General features: G+C 52.2%; 17 protein-coding genes. 7 read left to right on the forward strand and 10 right to left on the reverse strand.

All coding sequences use genetic code 11. From position 1 onward, the window contains the following. The 4 genes from ACILRN_RS02055 to ACILRN_RS02070 all read right to left on the reverse strand — a co-directional run. Positions 1-180, reverse strand: a 180-nt coding sequence (locus ACILRN_RS02055) for a hypothetical protein (protein ID WP_395685068.1), incomplete at its 3' end; no start/stop codon positions are given. Between the two features lie 422 nt (positions 181-602). After that, a complete protein-coding gene (locus ACILRN_RS02060) occupies positions 603-1421 on the reverse strand; it encodes an ABC transporter permease (RefSeq protein ID WP_395685070.1) in 819 nt (272 codons plus the stop codon). Beyond that, the gene (locus ACILRN_RS02065) at positions 1418-2587 is read right to left on the reverse strand and encodes an ABC transporter permease (protein ID WP_395685072.1); all 1170 of its coding nucleotides are present in this window, start codon (positions 2585-2587) and stop codon (positions 1418-1420) included. The genes ACILRN_RS02060 and ACILRN_RS02065 overlap by 4 nt, the downstream gene beginning before the upstream one ends. A 16-nt stretch (positions 2588-2603) precedes the next feature. Next, positions 2604-3656: an ABC transporter substrate-binding protein gene (locus ACILRN_RS02070; protein ID WP_395685074.1), complete on the reverse strand. Its 1053-nt coding sequence runs from the start codon at positions 3654-3656 to the stop codon at positions 2604-2606. 679 nt (positions 3657-4335) lie between these two features. Between ACILRN_RS02070 and ACILRN_RS02075 the strand changes: the two genes are divergently transcribed. Continuing rightward, the gene (locus tag ACILRN_RS02075) at positions 4336-4911 is read left to right on the forward strand and encodes an acyltransferase (RefSeq protein ID WP_395685076.1); all 576 of its coding nucleotides are present in this window, start codon (positions 4336-4338) and stop codon (positions 4909-4911) included. A gap of 34 nt (positions 4912-4945) precedes the next feature. Beyond that, positions 4946-6049 (forward strand): DegT/DnrJ/EryC1/StrS family aminotransferase, encoded by a 1104-nt coding sequence (locus ACILRN_RS02080; protein ID WP_395685078.1) that lies wholly within the window; start codon positions 4946-4948, stop codon positions 6047-6049. Position 6050: 1 nt separating this feature from the next. Here the strand turns inward: ACILRN_RS02080 and ACILRN_RS02085 are convergent, their stop codons facing one another. Together ACILRN_RS02085 and ACILRN_RS02090 are read right to left on the reverse strand one after the other, a co-directional pair. Then, positions 6051-6803: a hypothetical protein gene (locus tag ACILRN_RS02085; RefSeq protein ID WP_395685080.1), complete on the reverse strand. Its 753-nt coding sequence runs from the start codon at positions 6801-6803 to the stop codon at positions 6051-6053. Between the two features lie 434 nt (positions 6804-7237). Beyond that, positions 7238-7648, reverse strand: coding sequence for a hypothetical protein (locus tag ACILRN_RS02090; protein ID WP_395685082.1), 411 nt, complete (start codon positions 7646-7648; stop codon positions 7238-7240). Positions 7649-7911: 263 nt separating this feature from the next. Between ACILRN_RS02090 and ACILRN_RS02095 the strand changes: the two genes are divergently transcribed. From ACILRN_RS02095 to ACILRN_RS02105, 3 genes are all read left to right on the forward strand, one after another. After that, positions 7912-8604 carry a CatA-like O-acetyltransferase gene (locus ACILRN_RS02095; RefSeq protein WP_395685084.1) on the forward strand — a complete coding sequence of 231 codons (693 nt, stop codon included), beginning with the start codon at positions 7912-7914 and terminating at the stop codon, positions 8602-8604. Positions 8605-8910: 306 nt separating this feature from the next. Then, complete coding sequence (locus ACILRN_RS02100; protein ID WP_395685086.1) at positions 8911-10281, forward strand: MATE family efflux transporter; 1371 nt, start codon at positions 8911-8913, stop codon at positions 10279-10281. 95 nt (positions 10282-10376) lie between these two features. Further along, complete coding sequence (locus ACILRN_RS02105) at positions 10377-11555, forward strand: cyclic nucleotide-binding domain-containing protein (protein WP_395685088.1); 1179 nt, start codon at positions 10377-10379, stop codon at positions 11553-11555. 360 nt (positions 11556-11915) lie between these two features. On the opposite strand, the gene ACILRN_RS02110 is transcribed toward ACILRN_RS02105, so the two are convergent. Then, on the reverse strand, positions 11916-12281 hold the full coding sequence (locus ACILRN_RS02110) for an STAS domain-containing protein (RefSeq protein WP_395685089.1): 366 nt from the start codon (positions 12279-12281) through the stop codon (positions 11916-11918). A gap of 505 nt (positions 12282-12786) precedes the next feature. Further along, positions 12787-13050, reverse strand: coding sequence for a hypothetical protein (locus ACILRN_RS02115; RefSeq protein ID WP_395685091.1), 264 nt, complete (start codon positions 13048-13050; stop codon positions 12787-12789). A gap of 407 nt (positions 13051-13457) precedes the next feature. Here ACILRN_RS02115 and ACILRN_RS02120 point away from each other — a divergent pair, with 407 nt between their 5' ends. Continuing rightward, entirely contained in the window at positions 13458-14675 is a 1218-nt protein-coding gene (locus tag ACILRN_RS02120) for a cytochrome P450 (RefSeq protein ID WP_395685092.1), read from the forward strand. 767 nt (positions 14676-15442) lie between these two features. Continuing rightward, positions 15443-16693 (forward strand): alpha/beta fold hydrolase, encoded by a 1251-nt coding sequence (locus tag ACILRN_RS02125; RefSeq protein WP_395685093.1) that lies wholly within the window; start codon positions 15443-15445, stop codon positions 16691-16693. A gap of 136 nt (positions 16694-16829) precedes the next feature. Here ACILRN_RS02125 and ACILRN_RS02130 read toward each other — a convergent pair whose 3' ends face one another. Continuing rightward, positions 16830-18287: an arylsulfatase gene (locus tag ACILRN_RS02130; RefSeq protein ID WP_395685095.1), complete on the reverse strand. Its 1458-nt coding sequence runs from the start codon at positions 18285-18287 to the stop codon at positions 16830-16832. Between the two features lie 442 nt (positions 18288-18729). Continuing rightward, the gene (locus ACILRN_RS02135; RefSeq protein WP_395685097.1) at positions 18730-19650 is read right to left on the reverse strand and encodes a hypothetical protein; all 921 of its coding nucleotides are present in this window, start codon (positions 19648-19650) and stop codon (positions 18730-18732) included. Positions 19651-19907 lie beyond the last annotated feature (257 nt).

Here is a 19907-nt window from a genome sequence, read left to right on the forward strand (position 1 = left end):
TATTATGCGGAAATTGCCGAGCTCCAGTGAAAATGGATGGCCAGCTTCCGAACCCGCCAGGCCTCGCAGCTGTGCTCCCTTGTCAGGCCCAGACAGGCGCGGCCCAAGAATGGCTCCCTCGGGGCAGAACGAGCAGCGTGAAGATCGCATCAGCAGCCAAATCGCTGAAACTTGCCGCATCCCATCTCTCCGCTGCAAGCTTTGCCTCGGGGCCGGCTGGCAGTCCACCACGCCGCCTCAGAACACCATTCAGTCGTCTACTGCTTTTGACGAGTTCTGATACGAAGCGCGCTCATAAGCGTCTCGGCTGGGTGCCGCCAATGACAACACTGTCTAACTGCCATCGGCTCAAGCCAGCCCAGACAGAGGAAACGCACATAAGGAGAAACAACACTGTTACCAGCAGTAAGGTGACCGGCAGCCCATTCGAAGGATTATAGCTGCCACTCTGTCTGATCTCAGTAAGATCTCGCAAAGCGCAACAGGCAAACAGCATCATGGTGAAAATCACGAGTCTCAGTCCGTGCGGTATAGTAAACACCTCTCCTGAAGTGCAGACTTAATTACGATGCGGACTGATCCGACGCAGACAGCCTGCCATTTCAACGGCGAGCCACTCCTCGCGCATGAACTGATCCCCTCAGCCGTTCAACTGCAAACATCAGCGCCAGCGACAACAGGGTCAGCAATGTGGCAAGCGCGATCAGTGCGGGGCTGAGGTGTTCACGCAGTCCACCCCACAAGACGCGCGGCAGCGTGTAACGGTCGCTACTGCTGATCATGAACAGTGAAACGACGATTTCATCCCATGAAGTAACAAATGCAAATATCGCTCCGGTTATCACTCCTGGTGCAATGATTGGCAGCATTACCCTGCGGAAGATCATCCCGTTGCCGGCGCCAAGACTTTTTGCTGCTCTCACCAGTGTGGGGTCAAACTGCTCAAGGCTGGCTGAAACGACAACAACAACGAATGGCAATCCAAGAACCACATGAGCCCAAACAAGGCCAATCAACGAGTTCGAGAGGTTGACGCGAAATGCAAGATAAAAGAAGCCTGCGGCGAATACGACGGCTGGAATGACAAGTGGCGATAGCAGGAAAGCCAACAGAAGCTGCCGGGTTCTGGGCGGATTCAACCAAAGTCCAACTGCCGCAAGAGTTCCGATCACGGTTCCGATTGCTGCCGATGCGAGACCCACCATGGCGCTGTTGAAGATGGCGCCGGTCCATCGTGGCGACGTCAGTACCTCAACGTACCACTGCAGCGACAGTCCACGCATTGGATAGGTGAAGAAAGGGTCTGCATTGAAGGATAAAGGCAGAACCAGAAATGTAGGCACGATGAGAAACATGGCCGTCAGCAGGGCTATTGCGTAGACTGGCCATCCGTAATGCCGGTAATGATCGATGCTCTTCACCGCTGGAGAACCTTTCCCGCAAGATGGATCAGCAGATAGCCAATGGCCATTGTGCTGCTGAGCAGGATGGCCAGCGAAGAGGCTGTTGCCCAGTCTAGCCGCTCATTGAGGTAGATTGAAATAAATCCTGCGATCATCTGGTCAGATGGGGAGCCGACGAGAGCCGGAGTTATGTAGAAGCCGAGCGCCATGACAAAAACAATGACGGTGCCGGTCCTCAGGCCGGGCACTGTTTGCGGCAAGAAGACACGGCGGAAAACGGTGACCGGCGATGCTCCGAGTGAGAGGCCTGCGCGAATCTGAAATCGTGGAATGTTGTTCATTGCTGCATAGATTGGCAGGATCATGAATGGCAGAAGGATGTGCACCATGGCGATTAGCACACCGGTACGGTTATAGATCAGTTGCAGTCGATCGCTGCTGAAACCCAGGGCAAGCAGCATGTCGTTTAGGACCCCCTGCCGCTGCAGCAGGACAATCCAGGCACTGGTACGCACCAGAAGCGATGTCCAGAATGGCAGAAGTACGCACACCAGCATGAAGGACTGCCAGCGCCTTGAGCCTGACGACAGAACCCAGGAAATAGGATAGGCGAGTAACATACAGAGGACTGTGACAGCTATGCTGATGATCACGGTCCTTTGCAGGGCAGCCAAGAAAATGGCTTGATTGTCAGGGACTTCAGCAAGCTGCCCCGTGGAATCGTAGTAATAATCAACGACATGCAGCAGGTGCGTAAATGTATAGGGAGAAAGGCCGCGCTTGAGCGCTCGCCACCATTTCACATCCTGCCAGTCCGCAGCGGCAGCAAATAGATCAAGGGTCTGACCGCGATCAGCTTGCTGCCGAAGTTCATTTCCAGTCCGCGTCAAAAGCTCTCGCAGCCCATATTGCTCGTTTTCAAGCGCAAGGGCTACGCGACTTAGGCTGCGAGACATCTGCGCTGTGAGCAGGTCCTCAGTGAGGGCCTTTCTGAGGGTTTCATCGACAGGTGCATCATCCTGCCATTTTGTGATGAGTTCAGTTGTCCTGTGCAGGGTGCTGGGGCCTGTTGAATTAACGAAAGAATTTGAGACAATCATGAGAAACGGATAGATTACAGTGATGGCGACGAGCAGTACTGCGGGCAGCAGCAGCGCCATTCCAAGGTGAGATCGCACCGCCATGGTCAAGGATGCTGCCTCATTGAGATTGTGACATCCAGGCCAGATAGCGTCTTTCCACCCGGTCGACATTCATCGACCAGAACTTTGGATCGGCAACGACATATCTAGTCATGTTCTGTGGCGCTGTTGGAAGGCGCTTGGCTGTTTCCGGGTCGATATATGCGAAGGCATCAAGCCTCGAGGGCCCATAGGTCATATAGCGAGACAAGCCTGCCATGATCTTTGGATCAGACATGAATTCAAGGAACCGCAGTGCGAGGGCCTTATCCGGCAGGCCGGCGGGTATCGATATGAACCCATAGTCTAGCATCTGGCCATCCCATACAATGTCCACGGGCTTACCCGCTTCTCTTGCAAGGTCAATTCGGCCATTGGCCCCTATGCTCATGACCACTTCACCATCGGACAGTAGCTGTGGCGCCTGTGAAAAGGCCGTCCAGAACACCGTTACAGAGGATCGGATTGTCTGCAGTTTGGCGATAGCCCGTTCAAGGCCCTCGTCAGTCGACAGGGTCGGATAAATCTGTTCAGGCGGCACGCCGTCTGCGAGCAATGCCATTTCGACGATTGCATAGGAGGATCGGGGCAGGGCGCGTGGACCTGGGAAGTTCTTCGTATCAAAGAAATCGTTGATGGTGCGCGGATGCCGGCCACCAAAAGCATCGGTCCGATAACCATAGACATAAGACCAACTCATGAATGCGAATGCGCATTCGTTGACCGAGCCCTTGATATAAGCATTCGTCCCGCCGAGCGTCTCGTAGTCGATCGGCTCAACAAGCCCTGCGTCACATGCCTGCTGAGCGCTAAGGCCACTGCTTTCGTAAAGCATGCTTGGATATTGTTTGGTGTCGACAGCCGCCTCAATTTTTGCAAGCTCTCCACCCCAATCATCCATGCGGTAGGTGACGTCTGCCGTCTGGGCAAATGGCTGAAGAAAAGCTTTCGTGAAGGCATTGAAAAAAGCGCCACCACCCAATGCGGTCACGACTAGCCTCGCGCGCGGTTCGGCAGTTGCCGAAGTACAAACCAGAACCGCAAGAAGCGCTGTCAGATACAGATGTCGCAAGCATGTCTCCACGAACAGGCCAACCCCGCGGCAGATGAGCACGATTCAACGCAAGAACCTTACTGTCCGCAGAGTGAATCAAAACACTTCCAAGGTCACGTGTTTTAGTCGGATGAGAGGATTAGAGCTGGCTGTTTTCGTTTTCAATTCAACATTGTTGTATGCACATTCCGAATATGATGCTGCAACAGAGTTCAATTCGCCTCGCCATGCTTTGCACATCATGCTGGTCTGGGAATACGCGCGCACCAAACGTAAGCCTATAGCTGACATATCCTCAGGTCGACCCGGTCGCAGAAAGAGAAGGCGGTGCCTCGGCAGAGCTATAAGCAGGTCCTTGCCTAGTTAATCTTAGCGCGCTGCAGACGCCAGATGATGACGAGGGCTGCACAAACAGGCTTTTGAGCGGTGATATGCTTCTCTTTGACTCGCAATGGAGTTCGACAAGCATAGCCCAATCCTTCGATCTTCTATTAGAAGATGAAATTAGGAAAACGAAATACTCTGTCTTCTGCAAGAGATATTCGGCTCATTGGCAGGCGAAAGGTGGCTACCCTCCCGAAAGTCTTCTTTGTCATTGTTATCTCTGCGTTGGGCAATCTATGTTATTTATTAGAATACAAGCGCTGGCAATCCTTGTCAGCATGCCATCAATTCACTGAGATCCCTAGACCGCAACATGTTTGACCCTGGCTATCACGATGCAGGTGCGTTAGCAGCAGCGGGCTTCGCCAAACTTGGCCGAAACGTCATGATTTCCCGTACAGCTACTATAATTGGCCGGGAGAATATTGAGCTTGGAGACTCAGTTCGTATTGATGGTTATGTCACCATCACCGCAGGAAATAGCGGCGTCAAAATAGGAAGCTATGTGCATGTTGGTGCATATAGCTATGTCGGCGGTGGCGCCGGTGTCGAAATTGGTGACTTTGCAAATTTATCACAAGGCGTAAGGCTCTTCTCGAAATCTGATGATTACACAGGTCTGTCACTGACCAACCCAACAATACCTGCCGAATACAGCAATGTTGACAGTCGGCCAATTATGCTTGGGCGGCATGTCATCATTGGTAGCTCGAGCATTGTGCTTCCAGGAGTATCTGCGGGAGAAGGATCTGCAGTGGGCGCTTTGTCTCTCGTCAAGACATCCCTAGCGCCGTGGATGATCTACACCGGCATTCCTGCGCGTATGCTCCGCGCTCGAGAAAAGCGTATTCTTGAATTGGAGAAGTCATTTACCAGCCGCCAGCACTAGCTGCTCAGTTTGAGGAAAGCCCTGATACCTTAGCATGTCCAAGCCATCTGAAATCTACGTCACAAAAGCATTTCTCCCGCCCCGATCTGAATTTGATCGATATATAGATGGCATATGGAAAACGAACCAGTTGACAAACAATGGCACCCTACTCCAGCAACTGGAAGCGAATCTTCGTGTGCATTTGGGACTCCGCAATCTGTATATGGTCACCAATGGCACGCTGGCCCTTCAAATTGCGATTCGCGCCCTTGATCTCACTGGCGAGGTCATTACAACGCCTTTTTCATATGTGGCCACGACGTCTGCCCTTGTTTGGGAACGATGCAGGCCCATCATGGTGGATATTGACCCCGCCACACTCACCATAAATCCAAAGGCTATCAGGGCAGCAATTACCCCGCGGACGACCGCCATACTTGCAACACATGTTTTTGGCAACCCCTGTGAAATTGACGAAATCCATTCAATTGGAAGTCAATTCAATCTGAAAATCTTATATGATGCAGCTCATGCCTTCGGCGTACGGGTTGGCAATAAGTCTATCTTTTCTTGGGGTGACGTATCTGTAGCAAGTTTTCACGCCACAAAACTTTTCCACACGATAGAGGGCGGCGCAATTGTAGCCGAGGATGAATTGATCGCCGATCGGATATATCGGATGCGCAATTTTGGGCATGTATCAGCCGAGTGCTTCGATGGGATCGGAATAAACGGGAAAGCGAGCGAATTTCAAGCCGCAATGGGATTGTCCGTATTGCCGTATGTGGGCGAAATCATATCAAAACGAAAGTACATTACATCTCGTTACAAGAGGAATCTAGAAGGTCTGCCGTTAAAATTTCAACTAGTGAAGCCATCTGTTGTTTATAACTACTCATATATGCCAGTAGTTTTTGAAACTGAGGACATCCTGAAGAATGTGATGAGTGCATTGAGTAGAAAGTCTATTTTCCCAAGAAGATATTTCTATCCTTCGCTCTCTGCTCTTGACTACGTCGAGGCCCGTCACTCAACGCCAATCTGCGATATAATTGCAAAGACTATCATTTGTCTGCCTTTATACCATGATCTGTGTGATGAAGACGTCGACAGAATCTGTGAAGTAATCAGGCAAGAATTGCAAGCAACTCGATAGCTCATACCAAATGAAGTCCGTGCATGGTACGAGAGCCATCCTCTGCGATTTCAAGCATGGCAATATCGAAGGGTTTATCGTACCAGTACTTGTAGGCGTGATCCATAGCAGCATCCCTGATGATTGGAGAGTCCTCATGGAACAATTCTGATACTTCGCTCCAAACTGAGAAGTCATAGCCATTCAGATAAAACAGTAATGTCAACGCCATGTCTCCATACTTCGGAAGTCTACTGTCATAGATTGCATATCTTTCAATAGATGTTCCTGAACGATAAGCTTTGATAAAGCTTTCACGTCTGAAGACTGATCCGCCGCTCATGCCATAGCCGTATGGTCTCGACCCAAACTGTCGAACCAACCATTGATTAAGTTCGATGGAGAATAAATTCATTCGAGGGCCAGCAGCTTCTGTTTCTGGGAACGACCGAAAATGTCGTATAAGCCTGACGTCGGATTCAAAAATAATGACCCACTCTGCATTTGTTGCAATACAATGATCGTAGAGGCGAATGAGATATTCTTGAAGGCCACCTGATACAAAGCCAGCAGAAGAGCTTCCTGCAACTATTCTTGTTGGAGAATGCACAAATGTGGCATTGAATGCGTTGCATATTTCAGAGAAATTTTCACCGTCATCGGATACCACTCTCACGGCGACATCCCGGTAGAAAGTGCGCAGTGATTTGAGCGATTCAAATACAGCGCGTTTATTGCTGTAGACTTGCATGAACACAGAAAACAGTGATGCCATTGTAAGCGTATCTCCGACCATTATATTGTATAATTTATGCATCACTTGTTTGGTAGGAGACAAGTTGTCGAGGCAGAAATACCAAAATGCCCATGCCCCGCTTAATAAATGCTCAGTATAATTTTGATTTTCTTAAACTTATAGAGTAATTCATTAATCAAGCTATAAAGGGGGGTCCGGGTGGATGCTCATTCACATCGGTCAGATTATCTCTCCCACAGCACTCATAACTGCATAATATCTGAGTATTTATAGTACCTTTCAGGCAGTCGCGCGTCTCCTTTTTAAGGCCCAAACAATGAGCGCCTCGCCGACCATGCTTAGTTGTAAACTTGTATCTAAACTCGCTCGCATTGTATACATTTCTGTTGACAGTCCATGAATACTCTCTCTGCAACTGCGTTGTGTCAAGGTGGCTTTGGTACCTAAGATGATCATTTGATCAGCAAGTCGCTGCTGATGCGCTGTGCGTCCCCAAGCATGTTTCCGCCAGATTTCATTACATATTTAAACCAATCACCTGTGGGAGCGACAAAGTAATGTGCGCTTCGGCCCGAATTCGCTGTTGCCTCGAATTCGCAGCCTCCCAGATGGATGTATGTGCCGGTATCCTGTGTTGTTGTCTGAGAGGGTCCGGCAAAATGAATGCGGATCCGGTAGCTGCCCCTCCCATCATAAGAAATCATCCCGACATAAGCTGCCGCGGAGCCATCATTCGTCCCGAGTGCGGAAATGATATACGATCCGGTGAGGGTTGCGGTGTTGCAAGAAACTTCTGCCACAGCTGTGTTTTTACTATAGATTGAACACAGGGCAAGGCCGATGGACCAATTCAATTTGCGCATTATTCCCTCCGCATTCTGACTAAAGCTCTCTCGGTCATTTTCTCAGCTACTGTCAACGGTTTCATTGAAAATTTGTGTGCTCAGCCGAAATAAGCACAGAAATGACATGACTACTTCAATGCGAGATCTAGGTCGCAAGTTCAACACCCTGCCGCACTAAACTGGTTTGCCTTCGGGAAAATCATGCGTAATGTGTCCGGAACCTGAGGGTGGCAGGGTGCAGCCAGCCCGCATTGAAGAGATTAACTTGAGAGGCTGTCAATATGACTGAATTCAGGTGGCCTGTTGCCAGACCGATCGATTTGGCTTCCTACCCGCGTCGCAACGTCTACAGACACTTTCTGACTTTTGAGATACCGGTGGTTACCCGCACATTGCAATTCGACGTTTCAGCCCTGCTGGCCCATGTCAAAGAACGTAAGATAAGGTTTTCACTCACGCTTGGCTTTGTGCTGACCCGCGCCGTCAATCATGTGCCTGAAATGCGCCACCGAATTCTCAACGGCGAACTCGTGGACTATGACAAGATCATCCCGTCCATCACGATTCTGGGACCGGACAAGAACTTCTACTTTTCCAGGGGCGTCTTTTCTGATTGCTTTGCAGACGACTACCCCTCGAATGTCGCCATCATCGATCGAGCAGCGCTGGGCCTAGAGCCCAATATCGAGACCGACAACAAGGGCCAGATCTTCATAACCAACAACCCTTGGAATAGCTTCACTTCACTGAGTTTTCCTTACTCAAGTAAACTTGCATCCATACCTGTGTTTGGCGTCGGCAAGATATATCAGGATGGCGGCAAGTCCAAAGCACCTTTCGCGATGCAGACCCATCATAGTCTCGTAGACGGGTACCACGTAGGGCTTTTCCTTGACATCCTGCAACGCCACCTAGACAATCCAGACCTTATCGAAAAGCCATTTTCGCCAGCGCCCAAATCAAAGTCGTCATGATCAAGTTTGGCAGGCGGAAGGCATAGAGAGTTATGGTTCAGTTGTGGCCAAGTCTGAGCCTCTTGCAAGGACAATCGTTGCATTCCGTGGTAAGGAATAAAGCTCTGTGTCGAACGGAATATCGACACCGAAATGACAGCAAGCATACCGTCGAACGCCGCATTTGGCGTCAGTGATTCATTAGGCCTGCTGCTGCATTGCCAAGGTCAGGAGTCATGCTTGCTGCGAGACTCTGAAGATGAAAAATGTTGAACAGGGCGCCGATTACTGCTTCCGCCTTTCGAAACAACTAGGGTGTCAGGTTCAATGACCATCGAGTTACCATTGAAAGGAGCGCTATTCACGACAGGTTCAATTGCCCGTCACGTCCTCGTGATGACCATGACTGGCGCAGTTGGCATGATGGCGCTCTTCATGGTCGACCTCATCAGTCTCTACTTTCTGGCACGCTTGAAGCAGACCGCTGTTACTGCCGCCATGGGCTATGCCTCGGGTGTCATGTTCTTTGCTCTATCTACGGCGTTGGGCTCGGGAATTGCGGCAACGGCACTGGTGGCGCGCAGTATTGGGGCCGGGGATGTTAAGCGGGCCCGGGGCTATGCAACAAGTTCACTGCTGTTTTCCCTTTTGTCATCTGTCGTGCTCGCCATCATTCTGATACTGTTCTCAGATGATCTGCTCTCGCTTATGAACGCCACCGGTGAAGCACGAGATCTCGCTCTGGCGTATATCTGGATCGTGAGCCCGGGGTTGATCTTGTTTGGTGTGGCGCTCTGCCTGTCCGCGATTCTGCGGGGGTTGGGTGATGCCCGGCGCGCCATGTACGTCACGCTGGCCATGGCTTTGGTCAACGTCGGTCTTGATCCAGTGCTGATTCTGGGACTTGATATGGGCATTCAGGGTGCGGCAGTCGCTGCGGTTGTTGGGTATCTGGCCGCGGTGTGTATAGGTCTCCATTCGGTTGTGGCGATACATGGTTTCCTTGATACCATTCGTCTTGCTTCGCTCCGACGGGATGTTCTTGACATCTGGACAATCGCTTATCCTGCAAGTTTGGCCCAGCTGAGTGTTCCGCTTGGTAATGCCTACGTGACTTATGTTATTGCGTGGTTTGGAGACGAGGTGGTCGCTGGCTTTGCCGTAATATCGCGACTGATGCCTGTGGTATTCGGTATTGCGCTCGCCTTGGCTGGTGCTGTTGGGCCCATCATTGGGCAGAACCATGGTGCGGGTCTTCATGACCGGGTTCGGCTCGCATTGACGCAGAGCCTTGCGATGTCAACCGTCTATACGATTGCAATGTCATTGGCTTTGTTTATGCTTTCTGATCAGATTGCAAACGTGTTCCACGCTCTCGGAGATGCGCATGATGAGATTGTGTTTTTCTGCTCGTTTGTTTCATTAAGCTGGGCTTTCATCGCTGCGTTCTTCATTGCCAATGCAGCCTTTAACAATCTGGGCTACCCGAAACTCTCCGCAATCTTCAGCTGGGCTCGTGTGACGGCTGGAACGATACCCTTCGTTCACGTGGGTGTTGAATTGGGAGGCTGGAAGGGCGTATTGGTTGGCAATGCCCTTGGAGCCGTAATCGTTGCCGTTCTTGCTGTTGGTGTTGCATACTGGATCGTGTCCACAGACTCAGTACAATCCCAGCATGACTTGCGAGAGAGTGATTGAAGATTTTATTCACTCGACATCAGATCTTATGGCTTCGCGAGGTCTTCAAATAGACTATGTCACAACTTATAGCGTGATGGAGTGAGGTGGGAAGCATGGATATCGTCTGCTGCCGGTCAACGGATGAAGTTGCTGAAAAGGCGTTCCGCCTGCGCTATATGGTTTATGGTGCTGAGTTGGACATTAACAATCCCGATATAGACCATCAGCGGCAGATCTACGAGGACGCGTCTGACAAGATTGCACGCATCTATGTAGCAATCAAGGACGCCAATGCTATCGCCACCTGCCGAACTTTGTATGACCGTGACTGTGTCGTTCGAGATCATCTTTCAGAACCAATCTACGAAGCACTTGAAATCGAGAAATTTCAAAAACACTTCCCCGGAAAGTTGGCGATTTCGACCAAATTTTCCATCTCTCCAAGTCAGCGAGGCTCGCTTGCCGCCCACCTTGTAACTGCAAAGATGTTTGAAGACATTGTGGACGATGGTATTGAATTCGTGTTCTCGTGGTGCGCGCCATACTTGTTCAATTTTTATTCCAAACTTGGCTTCCACATGTATTCCCATGCCGTCAGTGACGAAAACGGATTGTGGACACCAATCGTGTTTCCCACTCGTGACTGGACGCATCTCAAGGCAATCAACTCACCATTTTTCAAGCAGCTCGAAAAGAAACAGCTTTGCGAGTTCGTCCATCCATCCGTTGACTGGTTCAACGAGCAATTTGGAGCATCGCTTGATGTATTCGTATCCGACTATGAGGATGTAGTCCTTGACAAGATTTTTTCGCTGGGTGGAAGCGAGGCTCCGTCACACAGTTTGCAGGATGTCAGTATCTTCAGTGCCATGTCCCCAGACGAGGTCAAGGGTATGATCGATTCCAACAAGCTTTTGAATTTTGAAGTTGGAGAGAACATCCTGCAGGCTGGTCAGCGCCAGGACGAAATGTTCATCGTGCTTGAAGGGCTGGTTGATGTGTCACTGGACGGCACCAGCACCTCATCTGTGAGGCTGGGGCCAGGGCAGATCTTTGGTGAAATCGCGATGCTGACACGAGCAAAGCGCTCCGCAAATTGTGTTGCCGCTACCAAGACACTGCTTACGTTTCTATCCCGCCAGGACGTATCACGGCTCGTCAAGGGTAAACCCGAGCTAGCTGCCAAACTTCTGTTCAATCTCTCAAAGTCGCTTTCATTGAGGTTGTTGCGAACCAACGAAGAGGTGAGATCGCTGCAAGGTGCTCGTGGAGGATCGATTTCGCCGAGTTGAGAAGGACGAGATGTCATTTGTCTCGATGTTTCCAGAATAGCTGTGAAAACGTTGTAGCCGGTTGGATCATCGGCAGACCAACCGCGGCAGCAAAAATTGGAAGACGATATCCAAAGTTCACCTTGGAAAAATTTCAGCCATCAATCGGCTCTCGTGCCTGTCGAAGCCATGTAAATGCAGATCAAGTCGAAAGCACGCTAAAGGAGGGCCTATGATGGCTATTCTTGATGTTGTCATCGGCACCGTCCTTCCAGCACCAGGTCGGGAAGTATGCGTGTAATTTCACACCGATCGGGAGAGCCATGGCTTGCAGCTCGATGCCAGGACCGATAAGGTGTCTAAACGGTTGGAGGTGACTGGTCAGAGAACCTGCAATGCGGCGATAGATTGGCTTTCACTGTCATCAATTCGAACAAGGTTAGAGAAGCCGGAGTCCTCAAGGGTCCTCCTCACGAGTTCATTTGGCTGACAAAGACGCATTTCACCACTGGCAGACTTGAGCAGCTTTGCAGCAACCAGAATGCTTCGCAGCCCAGCGCTGCTGATATAACTAACCTCACTGAGATTTACGATCATTTTCTTGATGCCGGAGCCTGCCAATCCATTAAGCCGGTCCATCACCTGTCCCGAAACCGAACTGTCAATTCGTCCTGATAGGTCAACGACGGTCAATCCGTCGAGTCGGCGTTGGGTTATATTCATTTCAATCAGTTCCTGGAATGCCATTCATGACGGACGATGCTACGCCAGCAGGCACATGAAGCAGTCGCGCAAATATTTGATGAATCATGTCGATCCTTCATTGTCAGTTGCCTGACAGAAAACCCTTTTGCAGACCGTTAGCTTACTGGATACCAATATCTCTGTCGATAGTATCTGCCCAAACTGTGAGACTGCCTATTTGTGCTGATCCAGCAGAACGAATGTCACTCTTGCGCGATTTATTGGATATCACTGAGCGAGATCAGGCATCCTCGGCTGGGCGCGAACAGGCGGATGCTCTTCATGTTCCTGTTCGGACATGCAGATGGCATGGCCTACATTCACCAAGTCGAATGAGAGACTATTACATATTTGCGGTTCCGTGGGGTGCGGGTGGCGGTGCGATGCTGACAAATTCTGGTGGACGGTATCCGAGGGTTGAATCTGGCCTTTGCGTGCTGTTATGGATAAGCCATGGCTTGATGGCCGCGTTGGCCTCCTGGTGGTTGTAGAAGATTTCTTCGTTCAGCTATTCGTGTCCGAGTTTGCCGTTGAAGGAGTCGCAGTAGCCGTTATCCAATGGTGAACAAGGCGTGACTTTCAGGATCTTCAGGCCAGGTTCTGGCAGCCACTGGCGCAGGACCCTTGCGATCCTCTTCGGACCGTCATCTGCCCTGATGAATAATGGGGGTCCCTGAAAAAGCATGGTGTCCGCCAGTGTCTCAGTATCGCCAATGGCGTTGATCAGGCGAGCCACCCGGATCGCCGGGTGCTTGTGGGTAGAGTCCTCCATGAGGGTCTTCAACCGGACGTCGAGGCCGCTGTGCTCCTTTCGGTCAAGGAATGAGCTTTGTTCGGTTAGACCAGTTTACCTGCAGACTGCTGCAACGCTCTTGTCCTGGCTTTGCAGATTGGCCAATTGCTTGAGGACCGATCAGTCTCGCGTCACTCAGGCATAGTCGGCGTCGCTGTTTACACGACTAAAAATCAACTGCCATTCTGCTTTTCAGTGGGCGGGACAGCGCAAGGTCTAGCCACCGCGTCGGACGTTACGATAAAACAGTCTTATCGCCGGAAACAGACGCAATCTTTAGAGTCAAGTTTGTGCCTAGTGCAGCGTTATATCCGCTTGCTGCACTGGTGACTGTCGAATAGACTTTAGCGCTTGAAGACGGGTTTGATCGCAGGGCGTTTTTCATTATGATCGATGCAGGGTCTGTTGAACTGGATGATCTTGATGTGAGCAGCCCGTCTTTGTTCCAGATGGACAAATGGGCTCCCTATTTCGGCAGGTTAAGACGGGAACAACCCATCCACTTCTGCTCCAGAAGTCCATACGGACCATATTGGTCGATTACCCGCTTCGAGGATGTTCAAGCCGTTGAACTTGACTACGAGACCTTTTCGTCCGACTCGAAGCTTGGTGGAATTCGAATCGATAATCGTCTTGGCAGCAGTTTCATCTCCAGTGATCCGCCACGGCATACGCGTGAACGAAAGACGGTAGCTCCGGTATCAGCCCCAACCAATCTTGCAAGTTATGAGTCTCTGATCCGTGAGCGTACCCGCAAGGTGCTGGCCTTGCTACCACGCAATGAGACATTTGACTGGGTGAAGGCCGTATCTTCCGAATTGACGGTAACGATGCTTGCCACACTCTTTGATTTTCCGCTTGAGAATCGGCACAGATTGGCATTTTGGTCGGACGCGCTCGTCTGTGATCAAGCGGCTCCTGACGCGCCGGTCAAGTCCAACGAAGAGCGGACTGTCGTCATGCATCAGATGGTGGAAGCTTTCCAAGGCCTTTGGAATGAACGAATTGCACAGTCACCCAAGCTCGATTTGATTTCGATGATGGCGCACAACCCGGACATGCAGGGCATGACGGAACTCGAGTTTGCCGGCAATCTTGTCTTGCTCGTCGTGGGTGGGTACGACACAACCAAAAATGCCATGTCAGGTGGGGTACTTGCACTTTCGGAACATCCAGACCAGAGGATGATGCTGGAGCGCAATCCGGCTCTTGTTCCGGGTCTGGTGGGTGAAGTTATACGCTACCAATCTCCCATCATTCACATGTGTCGGACCACAACTCGGGATTCCGTTTTTCGCGGCAAGCTGATCAAGCAGGGTGACAGGGTGGTGTTGTGGTATGTGTCTGCCAATCGCGACGAGGCAGTCATTGAAGAACCAGACCGGTTCATGATTGACCGCGCGAAGCCAAACAAGCATCTTTCCTTCGGGGCCGGTATTCATCGCTGCGTTGGTGATCGATTGGCAACACTGCAGCTGAGAATTCTATGGGAAGAGATATTGGCACAGAGGCTTACCATCGACGTTGATGGCGAGCCAATCCGGCAATACTCGAACTTTATTCGTGGCTTTACGAGGCTTCCCGTCCGGATACGAGCAGACTGATAATCTGATTTGTCGTTGCCCCTCCTGGGGTGGGTGCATAAGCTGGGCTCTTGGCGGGCGAAAAGCCAGAAGACGATGGGTCTTGTCCGGCTGGTGCAGCTGGCTCATCAATGCCAGAGAACGACAGGCGGGATCTCATGCTGCTCTGCAGAGAAATGATGATGTAAAGCCTTTGAGCAGATCCTCACGCATCCATGTCGTATGCTCTTGTGAGGCTCGATGACAGACAAGCGCTCGCAAAAGCGTCGCCTTCCTTGTTGCATCCAAAGATGCCATTGCCGTCCGGTACTCCGCACCAGCGCAGGTCTGGTCCGGTGGGTATCCAGCACCTCCATTCAGGTTCAGACAACTGCTTTGCAATTGATCAAAGGGGAGAATCCTCACTTGGCGTAACCAAAAACATGTTCATGCCATCCATTGGCTATCTGCTTGCAAGCCATAAGGCTGACGAGATCATCGTTTGTAGCGATGCAGTCAGGTGGGGCCATCAGACTTCATCATCGCTCAAGGTTTCGGCATTTCATGTTAGTATTGTCGGAGAATTTGCAAACGCTCGAATTCGAGTTCGTTCACCAAGGATGCTCGATACATCTGTAGAGCCCAGCTTGCTGAAGGTCGCATAACAATGCCTTGCAGTGATTGGGCTTGATCGCGCATTGCTGTTTCGACTAATTTGGTCATCAGACACTGCATCCTGATGATTGGCCTCGAACATGCGAAAAAGTTTCCTTCTTCTCACGTCACTGATTTTTTCCATTAGATTGGCGTTGGACACCAGCTCCGCGGAGGTTGCCCTGGCTCCCTTCTACACAAACCTGCAAGCCATGTCTGCCGAACAACCGCTGGGGACCGTGGTGGCAAAGGAGGCTGTCGCAACGGAGATACCAGGTGCAGACGCGTGGCGGATCGCTTACGTCACTTCCGACTTGCGTGACAGGAAGAGCCTGTCAACGGGATTGGTCATCGTACCCAAGGGAGAGGCTCCACCTGATGGCCGCCCGATTGTCGCGTGGGCTCATGGCACTACTGGCACTGCGCAGAATTGCGGACCCTCGCAAGTTCCTGACCCCGTGCAGGAGCTCAACCAGTATTTTCTGATCGGTGGCACCTCCTGGACGGATTTTGGCATACCCGCCATTACCCACTTCATCGAGAAGGGCTATGCCGTGGTGGCAACGGACTATCAGGGCCTTGGTGGTGGTGGAAAGCATCAATATGCCATTGGTAACAGCAATGCCCGCGATGCCATCAACGCGGTGCGGGCCGTGGGCAGCATGGGCCTTGCTGGTGGTGGCCGAAAGGCCCTCATATATGGCTGGTCGCAGGGTGGTGGTGCGACGCTTGCAGCGGCAAGCCAGGAGGATTACATCTCCCGGACGGGCAGTGCGTATGATGGCGTTAGTTTCGTTGGTTTTGTGTCCCTCGCGCCCGACGTGATCAGTGTTCTGATCCCAGCGGGTTCAGATTCGGAAACTTCTGCTCCCATGCTGCTTCAGAAGCTGGTGACGCAATTCTCGGACAATGTGTTCAACTTTGCCCACTTCAGCATGTCGATGTGGGCAATGGCAGAGACCTTCCCCGAACTCAGAATGACTGACATCTTCACCGACGAAGGCGCTGTGGCACTGGACTCAATTTTCGGCAACAAATGCATGCATCCGGGTGCGGACACCATCAGTTTCAATTACGGAACGACGTACGGGTCACTGGTCAGGCCTCACCCAGACAACGCCGTTGCCTGGGTGAAGGCTCTGATTGAAGGCAGCGTGAAGCCAGAGCCACCGGTTGCTCCTGTCATCATCTATTTTGGAACCAAGGACACGGTGATGAGTCCGGTGATGGGTGCTCTCTACCAGAAGCAGATGTGCGGCATGGGTGCCAATGTCTCGCGGGTGCAACTGCCTGGAGAGCAAAGCCACTTTACCACGCCCCCAGTAGCGCAACCTCTTTACACGCAATGGGTCGACGACCGGTTTGCCGGAAAGTCTTTGGAGAACGGCTGTCCTGCGAGCCAGTGACGAGCGGCTGCATGGCAGAAGCAAGCCTCAATCATTGGCTGAAAGAAGGTACGCAGAACTGGATGGCGAACATGCTTTCCCGCTGCCTGTGAGATCAGGGGCCAGACACCAAGGATGTTGTGCACAACCGCCGCAGTTACTTCTTGTACCCCGTAAACTCCTCGCCGACCTTGATGTTCGGATATTCTTTCACGCTCTCCGCATAAGCCTCGACGAGCCTGAACACGGGCGAGAGAATCCAGCCATTGGTCAGGTTGACATACCAGAGATTCGAATCCTCATGTGGGTCGCTGCTAAGATCATACATCAGTGGCAACTGTGGCTTGACGTAGCCACTGCCGATTGCGGGATCCTGTGCAGTATAGCGGAAGATCGTCTTGTAGAACTTCCACTTCACCGACATTAGTTCGCCGTCTATTCCGAAGAACATGTAGCTGTCGCGGCCGGTGGTTGCGCTTTTGCCAAGCATGAAGGAGGAGGCGTCTACACCGTCGATCGGCCGGTCCTTGGGCACCAGGTTCTGGGCACCCACCATGTTGGCAAGGGTTGGCAGCCAGTCGACTGCCGCCAGCATCTGCTCGGTCGCTTTGCCGGCTGCAATGTGACCTGGCCAGCGAACGATGGCGGGGACGCGCATGCTGCCTTCGAAGGGCGTGTCGAAGAAGTTGCCACGCCAAGGTCCGTTGGAACCTGGTCCCGTCTGGGGGATCAGGCCTCCGCCAGCATTGTCGCTTGAGACGATGAAGATGGTGTTATCCTCCACCCCCGCCTTCCTCACGGCATCCACCACCTGCCCGACTCGGACATCCATTTCCGCAATCAGGTCAGCGAAGGCGCCACTGCGTGATGTTGAGGCATTGGCAAAGGACGGATTGGGTATCGCAGGCGGATGCATCTCCGAATAGCCGACGTAGACGAAGAAGGGCTTGCCAGCGGCAACCTGCCGGTCGATGAAGTCGATCGTCTTGGGGATTATGTACTTCTCATCCACGATCGGGCGAACATTCAAGTCAAGCGGCATGACCGGCGTCGAAGGTTTGCCCTTCACGCCCTCCCAGATCATCGGTGCTGGAAGGCCGGATTCTTCGAACAGGGGCCATTGGGTGTAGCCGGCTTCGTCCCAGCTGTTCATGATTCCCCACCATTCGTCATAGCCCTGATCACTTGGAAGCCGGCCCTGGCTATCGCCAAGGTGCCACTTGCCGAAAAGCGCGGTGGCATATCCGGATTCAGAGAACATTTCGGCGATGGTGTACTCCCAGGGCGAAAGTCCAGCCTTGCCCTCGCCGGGCCAGGGAACGACATATGTTCCAGAGCGAACCGGATGTCGGCCTGTATGGATTGCCGAGCGGGTCGGTGTGCATTGAACCTCGACGTTGTAGTTGGTGAAGCGAAGCCCTTCACGCGCCAGATCGTCAAGCCTGGGCGTCGGCACTGTCCCGCCATACGAACCCCAGTCGCCCCAACCGGTGTTGTCGACGAGGAAGAAGACGACATTCGGCTTCTTGTCCTGCGCACGTGGCTCATTCGGGGTCAGGAGCAGGGCGCTCGCTGCCATGATGGTCAGAATGCAGGCGCTGCGGATGATTTTCATCTTGCGTCGTCTCCCGTCCCAAGGTCAGCCGATGAGGCCGAGAACGCGTGAAAAGGATTGCACGCCTGGCGTTTCTCGATTGCAGGCAGAAGAATGTCAATAGTCAGAACACACTCCTGCCCAGGGCTGGTTTCCGCCCCGAAATCATCACGGGCATCAAGATCTGCTAGTCTGGCTGTGCCGTTTTCCAGGAAATTGGAAACAGGCTGCGGGCCAGTTGCAAGACTGCGCCATTCAAAATTGCTGTGTTCAGCAGACCAGCCTTGCTCCGGCGCGATCTTTACTCAGGCCGTCCAGTCATCCGGGCAAAAAGACAGAACTGTTCAAGAAATCCCGTCTGCAGCCAGGGTATGGTGTCGCCTGCAGGCGCCAGCCTGCCAACGACACTCCCCCCGATCTGGGTCAAGTCCACCGTCGTGCTTCCGCCGGATACGGTACCAGCCTATTGGTTTTGCGCCGGGCCGAGCTTGCCGAATCGACGAAGCAATTCTGCTGTCGCCGCATCTCCCAGCAGGTCGCGTTCCAGGCGGTTGGCATCTCCGTAGGCCACTTCACTCATGCGGCGATCGTTGAGGAAGGTACGCAATACGGCCAACGCGCCTTCGGCGTCATAGATGTTTTCGACATAGACAATGCGCTTGCTCGTGGCCAGATCTTCGTTGAAGGCAAATGCAAAGTATTGTGATGGCAGGAAGTCAACGCGCGGCATTTTGGGCCCTGTGAGCACCGCAATGGCATTTGCGAATTCTTCTTCGGACAGCTGTTTGCTCAGTTCCTTTACAGCCTTGTCCAGCATGTCGATCTGGGCGATTGCTGCATCGTTTACATTTGCCAGGATCGCAGGCGTCGTCGCCCGCATATAGGCGGTCAGAGCCTCCATGCTTGAGGAGCGGCGCGACAGCACATCGTCAAGGAAAGCGATGCTCTGATCGATGAAAGTGGCCTGGCGAATGCGTTGAGCATCATTGAACAGAGAGCCTGGAAGAGCGCTCTTTGCGGCCAGACCGGCGGTTCGCAGCGCAGTCAGCCGGTCTATCCACGGCTGAGTGCCCTGATGTTTGATGAGCCCGGTAACCGCACCATAGATGCCCAACTGAAGATGTGAGATGTCCTTGAGCTCATCATAGACTGGCGGCAGCAGCGGCAGCGAACCAAGTTCAGTCCCGCGAATAAGTGTCACTTTGTCTGTGACCAGAAAGATCGCCTGATCGGGTGCGATTACCTCATTCTTGCTTGCGCCGTAAGCCTCACGCGAGACGGTATTCAGCTCCGTGAAAGCATCTTGCGTAGTCGGTGCATCAGCTGCGGCAACGACCTGAAAGGACCAAAGCAATACTGCGGCTAAAATGATTACACGCCTCATGTGGTCTCCACAGCCTTCCTGATGACGTTGATCTCAAGTAACTTATTGGAAACTGGTATTTTATTTCCATGAGCCTGTCCAGCGCCTATCACAAGCATGGGTTCATTCGGGCTTTACTCTGGCGAGGTGCCTCAGCCGTGATTGGCTAACGAGAATAGAGTTTTTGTTAGTAGACATGCTTACAGGAAGAAATTGCAAGAAGTGGCCCGGTGACCCCTGATGGCGTTTGGGCGGTCGGCGAAAATGGGCCAATCCGG

Origin of the sequence: Aestuariivirga sp., from assembly GCF_044238155.1 — a bacterium.
In the GTDB taxonomy this organism is placed as follows: domain Bacteria; phylum Pseudomonadota; class Alphaproteobacteria; order Rhizobiales; family Aestuariivirgaceae; genus Aestuariivirga.